This is a genomic window from Helicobacter labetoulli (assembly GCF_003670275.1).
Classification (GTDB): domain Bacteria; phylum Campylobacterota; class Campylobacteria; order Campylobacterales; family Helicobacteraceae; genus Helicobacter_C; species Helicobacter_C labetoulli.
Window position 1 is genome coordinate 1 of record NZ_QXJF01000016.1, and the last position, 17,115, is coordinate 17,115.

General features: G+C 39.5%; 17 protein-coding genes. 2 read left to right on the forward strand and 15 right to left on the reverse strand.

Annotation, left to right across the window (positions count from 1 at the left end; all coding sequences use genetic code 11):
- Positions 1-244 precede the first annotated feature (244 nt).
- The 15 genes from EBF12_RS08695 to serB all read right to left on the reverse strand — a co-directional run bounded on the left by EBF12_RS08695 (position 245) and on the right by serB (position 15,871).
- The gene (locus tag EBF12_RS08695) at positions 245-1,807 is read right to left on the reverse strand and encodes a phospholipase D family protein (protein ID WP_121727302.1); all 1,563 of its coding nucleotides are present in this window, start codon (positions 1,805-1,807) and stop codon (positions 245-247) included.
- 53 nt (positions 1,808-1,860) lie between these two features.
- Positions 1,861-2,604: a fumarate reductase iron-sulfur subunit gene (locus EBF12_RS08700; protein WP_104743452.1), complete on the reverse strand. Its 744-nt coding sequence runs from the start codon at positions 2,602-2,604 to the stop codon at positions 1,861-1,863.
- Positions 2,604-4,580 (reverse strand): fumarate reductase flavoprotein subunit, encoded by a 1,977-nt coding sequence (locus EBF12_RS08705; RefSeq protein ID WP_121727303.1) that lies wholly within the window; start codon positions 4,578-4,580, stop codon positions 2,604-2,606. Before EBF12_RS08705 ends, EBF12_RS08700 begins: the two co-directional genes overlap by 1 nt.
- Positions 4,581-5,351 carry a fumarate reductase cytochrome b subunit gene (locus EBF12_RS08710; RefSeq protein WP_121727304.1) on the reverse strand — a complete coding sequence of 257 codons (771 nt, stop codon included), beginning with the start codon at positions 5,349-5,351 and terminating at the stop codon, positions 4,581-4,583.
- Positions 5,352-5,520: 169 nt separating this feature from the next.
- Positions 5,521-7,227, reverse strand: a complete 1,707-nt coding sequence (locus EBF12_RS08715) for an ABC transporter ATP-binding protein (protein WP_121727337.1) — start codon at positions 7,225-7,227, stop codon at positions 5,521-5,523.
- A 20-nt stretch (positions 7,228-7,247) separates the two neighbouring features.
- Positions 7,248-7,463 (reverse strand): copper ion binding protein, encoded by a 216-nt coding sequence (locus EBF12_RS08720; protein WP_121727305.1) that lies wholly within the window; start codon positions 7,461-7,463, stop codon positions 7,248-7,250.
- Positions 7,460-9,703 carry a heavy metal translocating P-type ATPase gene (locus EBF12_RS08725; protein WP_121727306.1) on the reverse strand — a complete coding sequence of 748 codons (2,244 nt, stop codon included), beginning with the start codon at positions 9,701-9,703 and terminating at the stop codon, positions 7,460-7,462. The genes EBF12_RS08720 and EBF12_RS08725 overlap by 4 nt, the downstream gene beginning before the upstream one ends.
- Before the next feature lie 70 nt (positions 9,704-9,773).
- Entirely contained in the window at positions 9,774-10,796 is a 1,023-nt protein-coding gene (locus EBF12_RS08730) for a beta-ketoacyl-ACP synthase III (protein WP_121727307.1), read from the reverse strand.
- 17 nt (positions 10,797-10,813) lie between these two features.
- Positions 10,814-11,818: a phosphate acyltransferase PlsX gene (plsX, locus tag EBF12_RS08735; protein ID WP_121727308.1), complete on the reverse strand. Its 1,005-nt coding sequence runs from the start codon at positions 11,816-11,818 to the stop codon at positions 10,814-10,816.
- Between the two features lie 22 nt (positions 11,819-11,840).
- Positions 11,841-11,990, reverse strand: coding sequence for a 50S ribosomal protein L32 (rpmF, locus tag EBF12_RS08740; RefSeq protein ID WP_121727309.1), 150 nt, complete (start codon positions 11,988-11,990; stop codon positions 11,841-11,843).
- A gap of 2 nt (positions 11,991-11,992) precedes the next feature.
- A complete protein-coding gene (locus EBF12_RS08745) occupies positions 11,993-12,355 on the reverse strand; it encodes a DUF177 domain-containing protein (RefSeq protein WP_121727310.1) in 363 nt (120 codons plus the stop codon).
- 15 nt (positions 12,356-12,370) lie between these two features.
- Entirely contained in the window at positions 12,371-12,784 is a 414-nt protein-coding gene (gene ndk / locus EBF12_RS08750) for a nucleoside-diphosphate kinase (protein WP_121727311.1), read from the reverse strand.
- Between the two features lie 126 nt (positions 12,785-12,910).
- On the reverse strand, positions 12,911-13,795 hold the full coding sequence (locus tag EBF12_RS08755; RefSeq protein ID WP_121727312.1) for a DNA ligase: 885 nt from the start codon (positions 13,793-13,795) through the stop codon (positions 12,911-12,913).
- On the reverse strand, positions 13,776-15,203 hold the full coding sequence (locus EBF12_RS08760) for a mannose-1-phosphate guanylyltransferase/mannose-6-phosphate isomerase (RefSeq protein ID WP_121727313.1): 1,428 nt from the start codon (positions 15,201-15,203) through the stop codon (positions 13,776-13,778). Before EBF12_RS08760 ends, EBF12_RS08755 begins: the two co-directional genes overlap by 20 nt.
- Before the next feature lie 20 nt (positions 15,204-15,223).
- Positions 15,224-15,871: a phosphoserine phosphatase SerB gene (gene serB, locus EBF12_RS08765; protein ID WP_121727314.1), complete on the reverse strand. Its 648-nt coding sequence runs from the start codon at positions 15,869-15,871 to the stop codon at positions 15,224-15,226.
- A 91-nt stretch (positions 15,872-15,962) separates the two neighbouring features.
- Between serB and EBF12_RS08770 the strand changes: the two genes are divergently transcribed.
- Positions 15,963-16,784: a methylenetetrahydrofolate reductase gene (locus EBF12_RS08770; RefSeq protein ID WP_121727315.1), complete on the forward strand. Its 822-nt coding sequence runs from the start codon at positions 15,963-15,965 to the stop codon at positions 16,782-16,784.
- Positions 16,785-16,806: 22 nt separating this feature from the next.
- On the forward strand, positions 16,807-17,094 hold the full coding sequence (locus EBF12_RS12235) for a glycosyltransferase (protein ID WP_279629428.1): 288 nt from the start codon (positions 16,807-16,809) through the stop codon (positions 17,092-17,094).
- Positions 17,095-17,115 lie beyond the last annotated feature (21 nt).

The window sequence follows — 17,115 nt, forward strand, 5'->3', positions numbered from 1 at the left end:
TAACTCATCAGCTAATCCTATATTAGCTAAAACAGCCATACTGATTCCGGCAATGAAAAGTAATTTTTTCATTCAAAAACTCCTTATTGTAGAAAAGTAAAGTAGGCATTCTAAACAAAAAAAAACAGCTTAAATTCAAGAAAAATGGCGAAAAAAGTAAGTGAAAGTTAAGAAAAGTGATAGTAAAAGTTGCAAAATCATCATTTTTAGAATCTTGGTATCTTTGAGATTTTAAAAATTAAAGCTAGATTTGGTCTTCAGGAAGCATTTTAGAGAGTGTTTTTAAGAATCTTGTCCATATACCCGTATCTGGTGGGTGTTTAAGAATCTCTGTTGCACCATTATGCTCTCCCTCCCAGCATGTCTTATTGCCATCTAAATACACTCTCCACGCACTTTGCATATCTTCTACCAAATCATCTTTTAAGACTTTAGCAAACTCTGGATTATCAAAAACAACCACAGATTCTGTATTGAGATTTGCTGAACGCGGGTCAAGATTGAAGCTGCCTATCCACGCGATTTTATCATCAAAAACGATACTTTTACTATGCAAAGAGGCTTTAGACTTTGACATTTTATCACGCAATTTGGACTTGCCCTTGCCGTGGTATTGATATTCATAGACTTTTGCTCCCATTTTGATGAGCTTAGAGCGGTATCGCTCCCACGCCGCATACACGACAAGAGAATCTGTGGAGGCAAGAGAGTTTGTCAAAATATGTATATCCACATTATCATTAGCAAGTTTCGCAAAGCGTTTCATTCCCTCTTTGCTTGGCACAAGGTAAGCTGCGGAGATATAGAGATTTTTATATGTGTGATTAAGAATTTCACCCAGTGCGTTGGCAATGGGACTTGGCAGCGAAGAATCTTCAATCTTGTGCGGATTATCGGTAATAAAGTTAGCATTGCCCCAATGAACTTGAAAATCTTTTCTGTCATATTTTTGACTAAGAGCGGTTATCTCACGATCGTAATGCTCCCATTCTGGATTGGCTTTGAGCTTTTCAATAGAGGCTTTGAATTTTTTAAGAGGTGATTTGAGTGGAAGAAGATCAACAGGGATTGAGCGGTGAAAATTCCAATATGTGTAAAAATTATCCCGCGCATCTTTGGCAACCTTGCCGACAAATAGCACATCTGTATCTACAAAATTGACATTATTATTTTGGTCAAAATAATTATCCGCGATATTGCGTCCGCCGATGATAAGCGCTATATCATCGGCAATAAAAAGCTTATTGTGCATACGATGATTAATGCGGTTAAAGTCAAATACCATTTCTGGGTAGCGTAAAATGCGTGAGCGATTTTTGTAGGGGTTAAAAATCTTTACCTCAATATTTGGGTGTGAATCTAAAGCAATAATGTCTGATAAGTCAGAATCTAGCCCATTATCATCAATAAGCATTTTGACAATCACGCCTCTTTGGGCAGCCAACCACACCTCGTGCATAAGAATGCGTGAAGCAATGTCATTCTTGTAGATATAAGTTTGCAAAATCAATGTTTTTTGGGCGTTCCTAGCTAAATAAGCACGATTTAAAAACGCATCTATTCCATCGCTTACAAGCACAGCTGCTGTGAGATTTGGATTCTTACCAAGTTGCTCTTTGTAGGCTTTGGCAAGTTGTGTTTGCAATGGGTCAAAAGTTGGTATAGGATTTGACTGCAAGGTTGTTGAATTTTTAATATCTTTGGTAGAGGCTACAATAGAGGAGCAACCAGCAAAGATAAAAAGACACACAAATGCGATAAGGGCGAAATTTGTTGATGAAAAGAAAATAGATTGAATAAACTGCATAAACCTTCTCTAGAATCTATCCTCCCTCCATATTTTGGGAGGATAGAAGGAGATTATTTCATACCTACACTTACCATTTTTCGGCGTAAGTAGGCGATTTTACTTTGGAGTGGAAGCTCTTTAGGGCAAGTGTCGTGGCAAGCAATAAGGCTCATACAGCCAAACACACCATCATCATTCCCTACAAGCTCATAATAATCTTCATCGGTGCGTTCATCGTGTGGGTCAATCATAAATCGCACGATTCTATTCATTCCCGCAGCACCCACAAACTCATCACGCATAACTTTTGTAGCACAGCTTGCAATGCAGCAACCACACTCAATACATCTATCAAGCTCAAAAACTTCATCAGCCACTTCAGGTTCTATCGGCATTTCAAGCTTTGAAATATCAGGCTTGTGTTGTGTGTGAATCCAGCTTTCAACTCGCTTTGTCATTCCTGCAAACCAATCGCCTGTATTTACACTCAAATCTTTAATAAGCTTAAATGCAGGGAGTGGCATAAGTGTGATAACGCCATCAGGGAAGTCTTGTGTGAGTGTTTTGCACGCAAGACGCGGTCGTCCATTAATCATCATCGCACAACTTCCGCAGATTCCAGCACGACATACAAAGTCAAAGCTCAAATCTGGGTCTTGTTGCTCTCTAATCATACCAAGGGCGATAAAAACCGTCATAGAGTGAGCTTCCTCCACTTGATATTCCCTAAAATGAGGTTTAGAAACCGCACTTTGTGGGTCAAACTTCAACGCCCTAATAGTTAATGTCCTTCCTTTTTGTTGTGTTGCACTCATTACTTATCTCCTAGTCGTTGATTTCTTGCTTTGTATTGTGGCTGGAGATTGAAAGGCATAAGAGCTTCTTGTAGGGCATATCTATCGCCACCTTTAGCCTGAATCTCTTGTGTGATTTTATCAATCTCAGCTTGTCTTATAGCACTATTTGGATGTTCTATAATCATACCCTTAGCACCATATCCGCGGAATCCCGGAGCAATCTCCATTTTCATAATATCCAAATCTTCATAAGTTACCGTTGGTAATGTTTGGTTTGGATCTTCCCAGCTTGTAAGTGTGCGTTTAAGCCAATTTGCATCATCGCGTTTTGGGTAGTCTTCGCGTGTGTGTGCTCCACGAGATTCTGTCCTATCAAGCGCACCTTTTGCTACGCACAATGCAATCTTAAGCATTTTTGGTGTGCGATAAGCGTCTTCAAGCTCTGGATTGCTATGAAGCTTTTTATTTTGCACACGGATATTTTTACTGCGTTTATAAAGCTCTTCAAGCTTATCAACTGCTTCTCTTAGTCCATCACCATCGCGGAAGATTCCCACATCATTATCCATAATATCTTTCATCGCATTTTTAAGCTCATAGACATCTTCATTGCCCGTGCTATTAAGCAATGCTGCAAGATATTCTTCCTCTTTTTTGACAAATTTTTCTAATGTAGTAGTTTGCACATCAAGATTTGCTCCTTGGCAGTATTCTGTAAAATATCCACCGATAATCATACCTGAAACTACCGCTTCACTGACAGAGTTTCCACCAAGCCTATTGAATCCGTGTAAATCCCAACACGCCACTTCACCCGCTGCAAACAAGCCTTTAAGGTAAGTTTCGCCCTGATAATTTGTGCGGACGCCACCCATAGAATAGTGTTGCATTGGTCGCACAGGAGCCCAAACTCCCGGTGTAGCAGGGTCAATCCCTGCAAATGTTTTACAAATATCTTGCACATCACGCAAGTTTCGCTCAACGTGAGCGCGTCCAAGGATTGAAATATCAAGCCACAAGTGATCGCCATAAGGTGATTTTACACCTTTGCCATTGCGGATATGTTCAAGCATTCTACGAGACACAACATCGCGGCTTGCAAGTTCTTTTTTCTCTGGTTCATAATCTGGCATAAAGCGATAGCCATCAACATCACGCAAGATTCCACCATCACCCCTACAACCTTCTGTAAGCAAGATTCCGCTAGGCACAAGTGGCGTTGGGTGAAACTGCACAGCTTCCATATTACCAAGCTTTGCAACACCTGTTTCCATTGCAATAGCCGCACCAATACCCTCGCAAATTACCGCATTTGTCGTATTTCTATACACTCTGCCATAACCACCTGTGGCAAGTAATGTGCCTTTAGATACATAAGTGATAAGCTCACCTGTTACCAAATCACGCACAACCGCACCATAGCATTTGCCATCTTGATGAATGATAGAAATAGCCTCTTTTCTATCTTGAATATCTACGCCAAGCTTATAGGCTTCATTTGCTACCGCATAAAGCATAGTATGCCCCGTCGCATCAGCAGTGTAGCAAGTTCTCCATTTTTTTGTGCCACCAAAGTCGCGTGAATGAATATAGCCGTGGCGGAAATCATCTTCTGTGATTGTTACTTTTTCACCATTAATAACTGCTGGACGATCGCCTTTTTGGATTCTAGTCCAAGGCACACCAAATCCTGCCAATTCTCTAATCGCTTTTGGAGCGGTTGTTACAAACATTCTTGCCACATCTTGATCACAACCCCAATCGCTTCCTTTCACTGTGTCGGCAAAGTGTAAATCCTCATTATCGCCATCACTCTTAACAGAGTTTCCAAGACTTGCTTGCATACCGCCTTGAGCTGCTGCTGAGTGGCTTCTTTTCACTGGAACAAGACTTAGCACAATAGTGTTTAATCCTGCCTCTTTTGCTGCAATAGAAGCCCTAAGCCCTGCCAATCCGCCCCCAATAATCAAAGCATCACTATATACTACTTTCATTTACGCTCCTTTTCCTTGTGTATGTTCATCTAGCATTCTGTATTCTTGTATGCTTTTATTAGAATCTAGTCCGTGTCCAATTTGCATATAGGCAATATAAGATGCGATACCAAGCACAAGACAAAAGGCTGTGAGTGCGAGTTTAATGGCTCTTAAAGTCTTAATACCTAAGCCTTCAAACCAACCCCACTTAATGCAAAGCCTATAAAGCCCGATAGATCCGTGAAATTCCACAGCAAAAAGCAAAAGTGCATAAAGGATATAGAAGTCTTGATGATAGAATCTGTATGAAGACGCACTAGGACCGATGTTTTCTGGCTGGGTAAGCATAATGAAAACATGTGGCATAGCAAGGAAGAAAATAGCAAAGCCTGTAACAGCTTGAATTGCCCAATATGTCGTATCTCCGTGCTTCATCAAGTCTTTATGGACGCGAAGTGCCAAGAATTGTTTGTAGTTAATGGGAAATTTTCTCATCGCCAAAAACGCGTGAACAACAAGGGCGATGATGACAATCACAACAATCGCTGAAACAATCCTTGGCTCTCCTGCTTCACCAAAAATAAAACTCCCTTCAAAGAACTTTGTAACCTTATACATCGCCTCTTTGCTAATCAAAATACTTGAAACAAAGAGCAAGTGAGCTAACATAAATAGCCCCAAAAATAGCCCTGTTGCACTTTGCCAAAAATCAAGTCTAGCTGGGACTTTACTTCTCTTTCTTTGAGGCGTTACACCCGTGTAACTCTCAATCACTTTATCCTCTCGCATGGATCCTCCTATGTGTAGTTTGACCTATCAAGCTTACACCACCACTAGGCTTTGATACGCTAAGAAATGGTGGCTTCTCAAAAAGGCTGAGCCGTATTATAGAGTATTAAAGATTAAAGTTTTTTTATTCCAATTTAAGAATCTCGCTTTATCCTAGCTGTAAAATATTTTAAGATTCTTGCCGCTTGATGATTTTGCCCTCTTTAAGATGGAATACTTCATCAGCAAGCTCTATGGTGCTTGGACGGTGAGCAATGATAATAATGATTTTATCCTGCCTTAGTTGTTCTATACTCTCTTTTATTGCCTCTTCAGTTTGTGAATCAAGTGCAGAAGTCGCCTCATCAAAAATTAAAACTTCAGGATTCTTATAAATCGCCCTAGCAATGGCGATTCTCTGGCGTTGCCCTCCGCTAAGATTTGTGCCAAACTCATCAAGGATTGTATGTATCCCATCTGGCATTTGGCTTACAAAATCCCAAGCGTGTGCGTATTTGAGTGCTTCAATAGCTTTTTGTTCATCTATTTGGCTTCCATAGGCTATATTATGAAGAATGCTATCGTGGAATATAAAGATTCTCTGTGTTACTACTGCCATATTATCACGGACGCTTTTTTGTGTATAGTCTTTAATATCACGATTATTAAGCGTGATACGCCCTTCATTTGCTTCATAAAGTCGCAAAATAAGATTGATAACCGAGCTTTTGCCACTACCACTTTTTCCCACAAGGGCAGTGATTTTATTTTTTCTAAAGTTTAGATTCACACCTTTTAGGGCGTGGGTTTCTTCATTGTAGTGAAAATGCACATTGCTAAAATCAATACTATGAATCGGAGCTTGTAGCACCAAATCCCCATCTTTTATTTGCTGTTTTTGATTAAGGATTTCAAAGATTCTATCACTTGCGACAATGGCAGTTTGCATTTGTGTATAGAGATTGATAAGGCGTTTAAAAGGCGTGTAAATAAGAAATAACGCTCCCACAAATGATGAGAATTGTGCCGCACTTAGCTTTCCTTGTGAAATATCAACAATTGCCATATACAGCACACAGCCTAGCATAATCGCACCCAAAAGCTCCATAAGCGGCGTGCTAAGCTCACCCACACGCACAGCTTTCATACTGATTTTAAGAAAGTGCAGATTCTGCGATTTGAAGTTTTCATATTCTAGTTTTTCACCATTGCTTGCTTTGATGACTTCTACATTATTAAAAATTTCATTGAGTTTTGAAGTAATATCAGCATTTTTCTCCTGTATATTGCGTGAATATTTCTTAAGTTTTTTGATAATCAAGCTAAGAGGTATGATGGCAAGGGGCATAACAACAAGCCCAATGAGCGCATATTTTGGACTTTGATAAATCACAATCACAACAAGCCCAATAATACTTATGCCCTCACGCACAAATTCTGTGATGTAGTTTGATACAGCTGAACGGATAAGCCCAATGTCATTTGTGATTCTAGCGATAAGCTCCCCTCCACGCATTTTATTGAAAAATGCCATTTCCAAACTAAGCATATGCTCTAGCATTCTATCGCGGAGCTGACGGACAATGTCCTGCCCTATAAGATTCATAAAATATGTTTGGATATATGTCCCCATAGATTTACCAAAATACACACCAATAATCATAAGCATCATAGCCAATGCCATTTTGCCATCTTGTGCTAATTCTTCAAAGCTAAAAAATGGCGTAGCTCGTGGCGTTTTACCCTGCAAGGTATCTAAAAGTGGCTCAATAAGATAGGCAATTCCCGCTGTGCAAGCAGCCACCACAAGAGAAGCACCAATAGCAATGACAAAAGAAAATGTATGCCCTTTGATATAGGGAAGATATTTTCTAAAAAAATCAAAAATTGTTCGCATAAAATTCAAAAATTCCTTACTTATTCAACTTCAAACCCTGCATCAAGAATGGCTTCTGTGATAAGCTCTTGCGTGGCTGGAGATTCAAACTCTACTATAACTTTAGAATTTTGAACTTTAGAATCTTGCAAATCTACATCAATAAGGCTAATGCCATCAATTTCGCCTATAAATTTTTCAATCTTATCCACACATTTATTACAACGCATTCCGCTAACGCTAAGTTCTACTCTCATTTTTGCTCCTTAGATTTTATAAGTTTAAATTTTTTAAGCCTCGCTGCGTTTGCCACTACACTAAGGCTTGATAAGCTCATAGCAAAGGCACAAAACATAGGGTGTAAAAAAATATCAAATCCCCCAAGCACACCCATTGCCAAAGGAATAAAAGCGATATTATAGCAAAAAGCAAAAACAAGATTCTGCTTTATATTAACAATACTTGCTTTTGCGAGGGCATAAGCGTTGTAAATACTTATCGTATTTTCATTATAGTTAATAATATCCGCACTTTGCGTGGCAATATCATAAGAAGAGGCAAACGCCATAGAAGCGTGTGCGTAAGCAAGGGCAGGAGCATCATTCATACCATCACCAACCATTAGAATCTTATTTTGTTTTGATTTGTCTTTTAAAAGTTGCATTTTGTCTTCTGGGAGGGCATTTGCATACGATTCTGTAATGCCAAGCAAATGAGCGATTGATTTTGTGTTTGAGGCATTATCTCCACTAATGATACTTGAGCTAATGTTGTGCTTTTTAAAAAGCTCTAGGGTCGTTTTTGCATCAATTTTAAGCTTATCTTGCAGTGAAAATAAGGCAAGAATCTCATCATTTGTAGCAAGAAAGAGTGTAACTTTATCATCTTGTATATGGGTAGAATTTGCCAAATGTGGGGGTAAAATATCAATATTGCCGATAACATACTCACAATCTTGTATTGTGCCTTTTATGCCTTTGCCTATGATGTTTTGTGAATCTGCAATCGGGTAGAGTGTCGCATTATGAGCCAAAGCGTGAGATGCAAAGGCACTGCTTATAGGATGAACACTTGTAGATTCTAATGTGTAGGCAAGATTAAAGACTTCTTGCTCTGTGTGGGAAGAAAGGTTTTTGATTGTTTTAATCTCAAGCCCTTGTGTTAGCGTGCCTGTTTTATCAAACACAATATGTGTAATTTCGCTCAAAGTTTGAAATGCTTTAGAATCTTTAAAAAACACACCCATTTTGTGTGCAATAGCTTGAGCGTGAAGTATTGCCATTGGCGTGGCAAGTCCCAAGGCACAAGGGCAGGAGATGACAAGTGTAGCTACAAAAATGCTTAAAGCAAATTCAAAATCCCGCATTCCCCACCAAAACGCCCCAGCACAAAGGGCTAGAAAAATCACAAGTGGCACAAAGATTCCAGCGATTTTATCCGTAAGTGAGGCAATGGGTGCTTTGCTTTCTTGTGCTTTTTGAATAAGCTCTAAGATTTTATGAAGTGTAGAATCCTTGGCACTTTTTATAGTTTCAATATATAAAACGCTATCAAGGTTAATACTACCTGAAAGCACAACATCATCTTTTTGAGCAAGAATAGGCAGAGATTCGCCATTGATTGCTGCTTTATCAATATGTGAGCTTCCTTCAATCACAATGCCATCTACCATAATCATCTCACCGGGCAGGATTTTAAGTATATCATTTTGTTTGATTTCTTGTGTGGGGAGACTTTGAATCTGTGCTTGGGATAGACTTGGAGCAGATTCTGTAAGGACTTTTTGCACCATTTTTTGATTGATGTGTAAAAGTAGGGACGCACTTTGCAAAGCTTCGGTTTTAGAGCGTTCCTCAATGCTTTTACCCACAAGCACAAGCGTGATAATCACACATACGCTATCAAAATACAAATGGGCGTGTGGCATAAAAGCCCCTTTCAGACTATACAAAAACGCACTTGTTGTGCCTATGGCGATAAGTGAATCCATATTTGGATTTTTAGCAAAAAGGGCTTTGAATCCACGGATATAAAAATCCCGCCCCATATGCACAACCACAAGACTAAGGAACAGCAAAACACCAAAATGCCACATAGAAGGCAGCGTGGCTATGCCAAACATCTCTCCCCACGAAAGTATGACAACAAGTATGCAAACTATGGAGCTTATTAAAAGTTTCCGTTTTCTAGACAAAAAACGAGTGTCAAAAGATTCTATAAGTGAGTTAAGGTTTGCTAGAGTTTTTGGCTTAGAATCTCGTGGGGCTATGCGATTATGTAGATGAGATTCAAGATATGGCTCATAGCCCATTTTGTGGATAAAGGCAAAAATTTGCTCAAGGCTTATTTGGCTTTCATCATAGACAATATGTGCCTTTTTGCTTAAAAGATGGACTTGAATATCGTGGCAAAATGCTTTGCGTTTTAAGCTCCTTTCAATACCGCTAGAACAAGCCTGACAAGTCATTTTATCAATAAAAAAAGAGGCTTCTTTCATTGTAGATTCCTAGTGTAAAATAATTCGTGTGGGCGTGTATGGTAGCATAGAATCTTAATGAAAAAATAATTTAGGATTCTCCACCAAAATGCACAAGAGCCGACCCCCAAGTCAGCCCACCACCAAAAGCATCAAGAAGCATAAGATCACCATATTTAAGTTTATTTGCCTCATATAAATCATTCATCGCCATTGGGATAGAAGCCGCTGAAGTGTTGCCATATTTTTGCACACTGATAACAATTTGCTTTTCATCAAAGCTTAGATGCTCGCCAACAGCGTTGATAATACGGAGATTTGCCTGATGGGGAATGAAGTATGTTATATCTTTTGGTTGCAAAGTATTGTGTGCAAGAATTGTATTCACATCGCTAACAAGCGTTTTAACCGCGAGTTTAAAAGTTTCATTGCCTTTCATTTGCAAATAAGTAGAATCGTGTAGGCAGAAAGACTTACTAGATTCTAGTTTGTCGCTAAAAATGCTTTGTGAAACACTTTGTATTCTAGGTGTGCAAAGAAAGTCTTGATGTTTGCCATTGGCACTTGTATGGACATCTAAAATCGCTGCGTTTTTATCCTCTGTGGCTTCTATAACACACGCTCCAGCCCCATCGCCAAAAAGCACACAAGTGCTTCTATCGCTAAAATCAAGCACGGAGCTTACTTTTTCGGCTCCAATGACAAGAATGCGTTTGTATGTGCGAGATTCAATAAAAGATTTGGCAAGAGAAAGTAAGTAGATAAAGCCACTACAAGCAGAGCTAATATCAAATGCGGGTTTATTTTCAATACCAAGTTTGTAAGAAGTGATACACGCTGTGCTAGGCATTGTAAGATAATCTGGACTAAGCGTTGCCACAATGAGTGCATCAATATCATCTGCACTCACCCCCGCTCTTTCCATCGCCTTTTTTCCAGCCTCATAAGCTAAATCACTTGTGCTTTGTGAGGGCAGGGCAAAATATCGTGTTTTAATGCCTGTGCGTTTTGTAATCCACTCATCGCTCGTATCAAGGAACTTTTCAAAATCCGCGTTTGCAACACAAGTTGGCGGAACATAAGAAGCAATAGACTTGAGCGTGGCGTATATCATAGGCAATCCTTTGTGGGCTAGTTTGAATCCTGTGGATTTGGCTTGTTGGCAAAGGTGTGTGTAAGCTTAGAGCAAATATTAGATTCTATGGCGTGTAGAGCTTGGTATATCGCACACTCAATCGCTCTAACATTGGAGCTTCCGTGGCTAATGATTACCACCTTTTGCACTCCAAGCAGTGGCGCACCACCATATTCACTATGATCCATTTTTTTCTTTAATCGTTTGAAAACACCTCGTAGAAATAATGCTCCAAACATAGAGCAAATGCAAGATTTTATTTCTTTTTTCAGCACAGATGTTATGGCAAAGGCTACACCCTCACTTGCTTTGAGAACGAGATTCCCACTGAATCCATCGCATACAATCACATCAACACTGCCATTAAAAATATCTCGCCCTTCAACATTGCCCTTGAAAAATGGGAATTTTTGTAGCAACTTAAATGTTGCTTTTGTCAGCTCATTGCCTTTATTATCCTCTTCACCATTGCTCAAAAGCCCAACGCGTGGATTTTCAAGATTCACAACATTTTTAGCATACTCATATCCCATAATGGCAAAATCCACAAGATATTCAGGCTTACAATCCGTATTTGCCCCTGCATCAAGGATAATGCTAGGTTTATCTGTGATATTTGGCATAGTGGTGCAAATAGCTGGGCGAGACACACCTTTAATGCGCCCAATCTTAAGTGTTGCAAGACTCATTGTCGCTCCACTATGTCCGGGCGAGACAACAGCATCTGCTTCACCATTTTTGACTAGCTCTATTGCTTTATAAATTGAAGTTCCACTGCGTTTGTTGGCACTTGAGGCGGATTCTTCCATTTTGATATAATCCACACAATGCACAATTTCAACGCGATTTGCCACACTGCTAGGAATGAGTGGGGCAATTTGCTTTTCATCACCAACAATAATGGCGTGAAAATCCCGCATTTTCAATGCCTGTATAACGCCTTCAACAATGGGAGTTACCCCATTATCCGCACCCATAACATCAATGGCTATCTTTAGCATTTACGCTCCTTGCGTCAATGGATTATTTGTAGTTGCCTGTGAAAGTGTTGATATGATGAGGCATTTTCCAGCTTCCATCTTTATCTTTAATAGGCTTTGCAAGTGCCGCTTTGTAGTGTGTGCGTCTTTTTGCTGCTCTTGTTTTGCTTACGCGTCTCTTAGGGACTGCCATTTTTACTCCTTTGAATCTTTGGTGTGATAATCGCTTCGTATAGATTCAATCTCACTTTCCAAAATATAATGTAAATCAATAAAGCCATCAAAAAACTCTATAACTTCAAAGCTATCAAGCTTCCTGCTTTGGCTTTGTGAATCCCAGATACCATCTGCAATATACAAAACCAAAGGTGTGTCAAGATGATGTATGTATTCCTCCCCACTATTATCGCATATAAGCTCAATATCTCCTAGAATCTTGCCCTTTAAGCATACGATTTGAGAATCCACCCTTTCAAGTTGCCCTTGTAAGGACACGCCATCAATCTCTAAGGCAATATCCTTGGGGGCATTAGCAATTTTTCTAAATGCAATTTTCAATGAGTAAGTCTCTAACTAGCAAATCTCTCTTGTGCCAAAAAAGAATGCAATTTCATTTTTGGCATTTTCAAGACTATCGCTACCATGCACCGCATTTGCATCAATGCTATCAGCAAAGTCAGCTCTAATTGTCCCAGTAGCCGCCTCTTTTGGATTTGTCGCACCCATAAGCTCACGATTTTTAGCAACAGCATTCTGCCCTTCAAGCACCATAACCACCACAGGACCACTTATCATAAATTCCACTAAGTCTTTAAAAAATGGGCGATCTTTGTGAATGGCATAAAAGCTTTGTGCATCGCATTGTGTGAGCTGAATCTTTTTAATAGCTGCAATGCGGAGGTTATTGCTTTCAAATCTGTCTATAATTTTACCAATAACGCCCTTTTTTACCGCATCTGGCTTAATGATTGAGAGTGTTTGTTCCATAGAGCTTCCTTTAATTTGAATTGTGATTATATAAAAACTGCGGATTCTACCCAAATAAAACTTGCTTTAATATAAATTTTACCCAAAACTTATTGCTGCTTGTTTTTGATGGTTAAATAGACTTAGTTATTCCTCCTGTTTTAGTCGCCAAAAGGTTGGGAAGCGTGGAATGCCATTGTGGGTAAGCCCCTGAAACTTAAAGCTAATTGTTGTGCCAATGGGCGGCGGATTCTGCCTTAGCGTATCGCTTAAGCCGCTACCTATTTTAAAGCTTTTGCCATTATATTCGCAAATAATTGCTCCTAGCATAGAATCATATTTGCCCTTGCCTTGCGTGTGTCCTATGACTTTACATTCCGCATCTTGCCTTGTTTTAAGCTTAAAATCATACTTGCTTCGCTTTGCTTGATAGGGCATATTTGGATGTCGCAAAACAAGCCCCTCTCCGCCATTATTCACAACGGATTGAAGCTCTTTGTCAATAGAATCTCGCCCTCGCATAAGTTTTTGAGGGATTATCTCAATATATGCATTTGGCTTAGATTGAAGATAGGATTTGAGCTCATCAAGCCTTTGGATAAGTGAGGTTTCGGGAGAGTTAGGCATATCAAAGACATAGAATCTTAGCTTTAAAATCTCATCTTGTTTTTGTGGATTTTTAAGGATAGATATAATTTGAGAAAAATGCAACTTTGGGCTATATAATTCACCATCAAGGGCAAAAGGCGGAAAATCTTTGACAAATTCATTTGGCAACTCCATTATTTTTCCGCTGCGAAAATACATCTTTTGTCCATTCCACAGCCCTCGCACGCCATCAAACTTTTCACTCACAAGCCATTGAGAATCTGCTCGTGTTTTTTCAAATTCACTTAAAAGCATAGGCTCAAAGGCTTTGGCATAGCTCTTAGTGCTAAGGAGCAAGGCATAAAGTAGCGTTAAAAGTAAAGATTTAAAAAATGTTTGCCCTATTTTTTGAGATTTTAGCACATTAGCTTCGCTTGTAATCATCACTCAAACGCACAATATCATCTTCCCCTAAATACTCTCCCATTTGCACTTCAATTAACACAAGAGGTAAGATACCGGGATTTTCTAGCCTATGCACTTCACCCATAGGAATATAAGTAGATTGATTAGCTTTTAAAAAGCTTTCTTTCTCGCCAATAGTTACAATCGCCGAGCCACTCACTACAATCCAATGTTCATTGCGATGATGGTGCTTTTGCAGACTTAGGCGACCTTTGGGCTTGACAATAATTTGTTTAATTTTATAATTTTCAGATTCTAGCAAAATAGTGTAGCTTCCCCACGGGCGATGTGCGCTCCTATGGACTTTTGTAAGCTCTGGATTTTGTTTTTTGAGTACAGCCACAATGTCTTTGACTTGCTGGGAATAGCCTTTTTTTGCTACTAAGAGGCAATCATTTTCATCTATAATCATTAAATCTTTTAATCCAATGCCCACCACCTGCTTATCAGCAAGAATAAAGTTATTTTCACAATCTCTGCCAACAAAGGCATTTTTACTTGCATTATGTGCTTCATCTGTGGGATATTCAAGGCTTAGAGATTCAAAGCTCCCCACATCATTCCACGCAAAGTCTCCAGCTACACAAGCTACCTTTTGACTTTTCTCCATAAGGGCATAATCAACACTAATATTTGGCAGTTTTTCACTCATTGTAGAATCTAAGCGGAGAAATGGTGAGCTTACCTTTGGCTTTGAGGCTTCAAGGGTGAGTTTGCATAGCTCATAAATCTCTGGACTATGTTCTTTTAATTCTTTTAAAAACACTTCCGCACGAAAGCAAAACATACCGCTATTCCATAAATAGTCTCCCGCCTTGAGATATGCCTGTGCATCTTCTAGGCTTGGCTTTTCAATAAACTTTTCCACAATATGATTTTTTGATTTGATGTAGCCATAGCCTGTGTGGGGAGAATCTGGCTTGATACCAAAGGTTACAAGAAAGCCTTTTTGGGCTAATTCAATGGCTTGATTGATAGAATCTTGATAGCTTTGCGTGTTTTTAATAAGATGATCGCTTGGTAGGGCTAGGATAATATCATCCGCAATCTTACTAAGATTGTAAGATTCTAAAACACAAAGGGCTGCAAATGTAAGGGCAGGAGCGGTATTCTTCCCATAAGATTCTAAGATAAAATCTTGCAATGTAATATCGCATTTTTGGGCTTGTTCTTGGGCGATAAAGTAGTGATTATCATTAGTGATGACCTGAAATTTGGCGTTATGGGATTTGGTAAGAAAAGTGTTGCGTAAAAGGGTCTCTTGGAAAAGTGAGTGCGAGACATCTTGATTTTGAGGTAAGATATTGGCAAACTGTTTTGGCATAAGCTCACGAGAGAGTGGAAAAAGCCGTGTCCCAGAGCCACCGCATAAGATTGAAATTGTCATAGTTTCTCCTTTGTTTGAACTTATAGAGGCAGATTCAGCTTTTTTGGAATCTCTACAAGGTCTTTTGTCTCAATAATAATATTTGCCTCTTTTTTTAACACTTCCTTGGCACAAAATGCCACACGCGTATCAGCATAAGCAAACATACTCAAATCATTTGCTCCATCGCCTACGACAATGGTATTGCTAGGCGTAATATTAAGGAGATTCTGCAAGGTTTGAAGCATTTTTCCCTTAGAATCGCTAAACATCATCTCCCCGCCCACTTCGCCTGTAAGGACACCATTTTTATGATGTAAGATATTAGCAAAGCTTCCATCAATCCCTAGAATCTTAGCAAAATAATCCGTAGCAATATGAAAGCCACCACTAAAACACACAGCTTTATAGTTGGCATTTTTGAAGGCTTGGAGACATTGCTTTGCTCCGGGCATAAGGGGGAGACTTTGGGCTATATTGAGAGCTTTTTGTAGATCTAACCCTTGAAGCAAGGCAACGCGATTTTTAAGACTTTCATAAAAGTCAAGCTCCCCATTCATTGCTCTATGTGTGATTTGCTCCACTTGTTTATGGACATTGTGAGCTTTGGCAAGAATGTCAATTGTCTCGCCCTCCATTAATGTAGAATCAAAATCAAACACAACAAGTTTGTTTTCTATGCTTTTCATATTTTGGTATCCTTGTATTGATTGTCTTTTGGGCAAAAAATGCTAGGATTATAGCATTTAGGAGTTAAGAAACAGAATCTAGGGGGTGTAAATGTTTGGGATTGAGTTTTTACCACAGGAGATAAATGAAGACACGGAGCGATTGATAGCTATGCTTGAAGGCGGAAGGGAGAATCTAGGGCAGGAAGTGGATTTTGTGCTTATCCCTACTAATCCTCGCAACAAGGCGAGTGTAAGCTCACTTCTTGGAGCGTATGTCTTGCGTGAGAGATTTTCTACAATGAATGTAGAATCTAGGCTAAAACATATACCACAATTTGTGCCTACAATCAGCGGAGCAGGGCTAGAAAAGATGCAGATTGTATCGCAGATTCTAGGTGTGAAGTATGGAGAGTTTAAATCTGTGGCTTTGATTGGCGGGGAGAGCGGAGGGCTAGATGGAGCTAGTCTTATTGCATTAGCAAGTGAGATTTTGGGTGAAGTGAGCCTGATAAGTGGCAGTGTGGTTGAGATATGGGAGAAAGATGCGGAGCAAAAGCTAGTAAAAAAGCTACAAGCAGGTGTAAGCAGGATTATCACGCAGCCTATTTTTGAGGCAGAATCTGCAAGGAAGTGCGTGGAGCATTTTTGCTTATTACAAGAGCGATGTGGCACAAATGCAAAGCTTTTGCTTGGCGTGTTTGGAATCTTTAGTGCGGAGAGTGCATATCGCATTAATGAAGCAAGGCTTGGCTTTAAGATTCCGCATACATATTTAGACGCATTGGAGCAAGGGAAGGCAAAAGAGAGATTTGAATCTTTATGGGAGCAAATGCAAGAAGTGGCAAAAGCATATAATGTGTCTTTATACCTCTCTACGCCTAAGCACAATGACTTAAGGGCATATGGGAATGAATTGTGCTGGACTGTGTGAGAGCAAAATAGAAAGGAAGTGTATGGATAAGCCAATTATGTTTCTTGTGATACCTGCTTTTAATGAAGAAGAAGTGCTAGAAGCAAGTATCAAAATACTAAACAACAAGCTTTCGCATATGATTGAATGTGGTGTGGTTGGTAAAGAGAGTGGAATGGTATTTGTAGATGATGGAAGCACTGATAGCACTTGGGAGATTCTTACAAAGTGTTTTAATGAGCGATATGCCACGCCTTTGCCCACAAATATGGAATCTTACTTAGATTCTAGCCTAGAATCTAGTTTCACCCCCCCCCTTATTATCTCATAGCCAAAAAGCACAAGCACATTT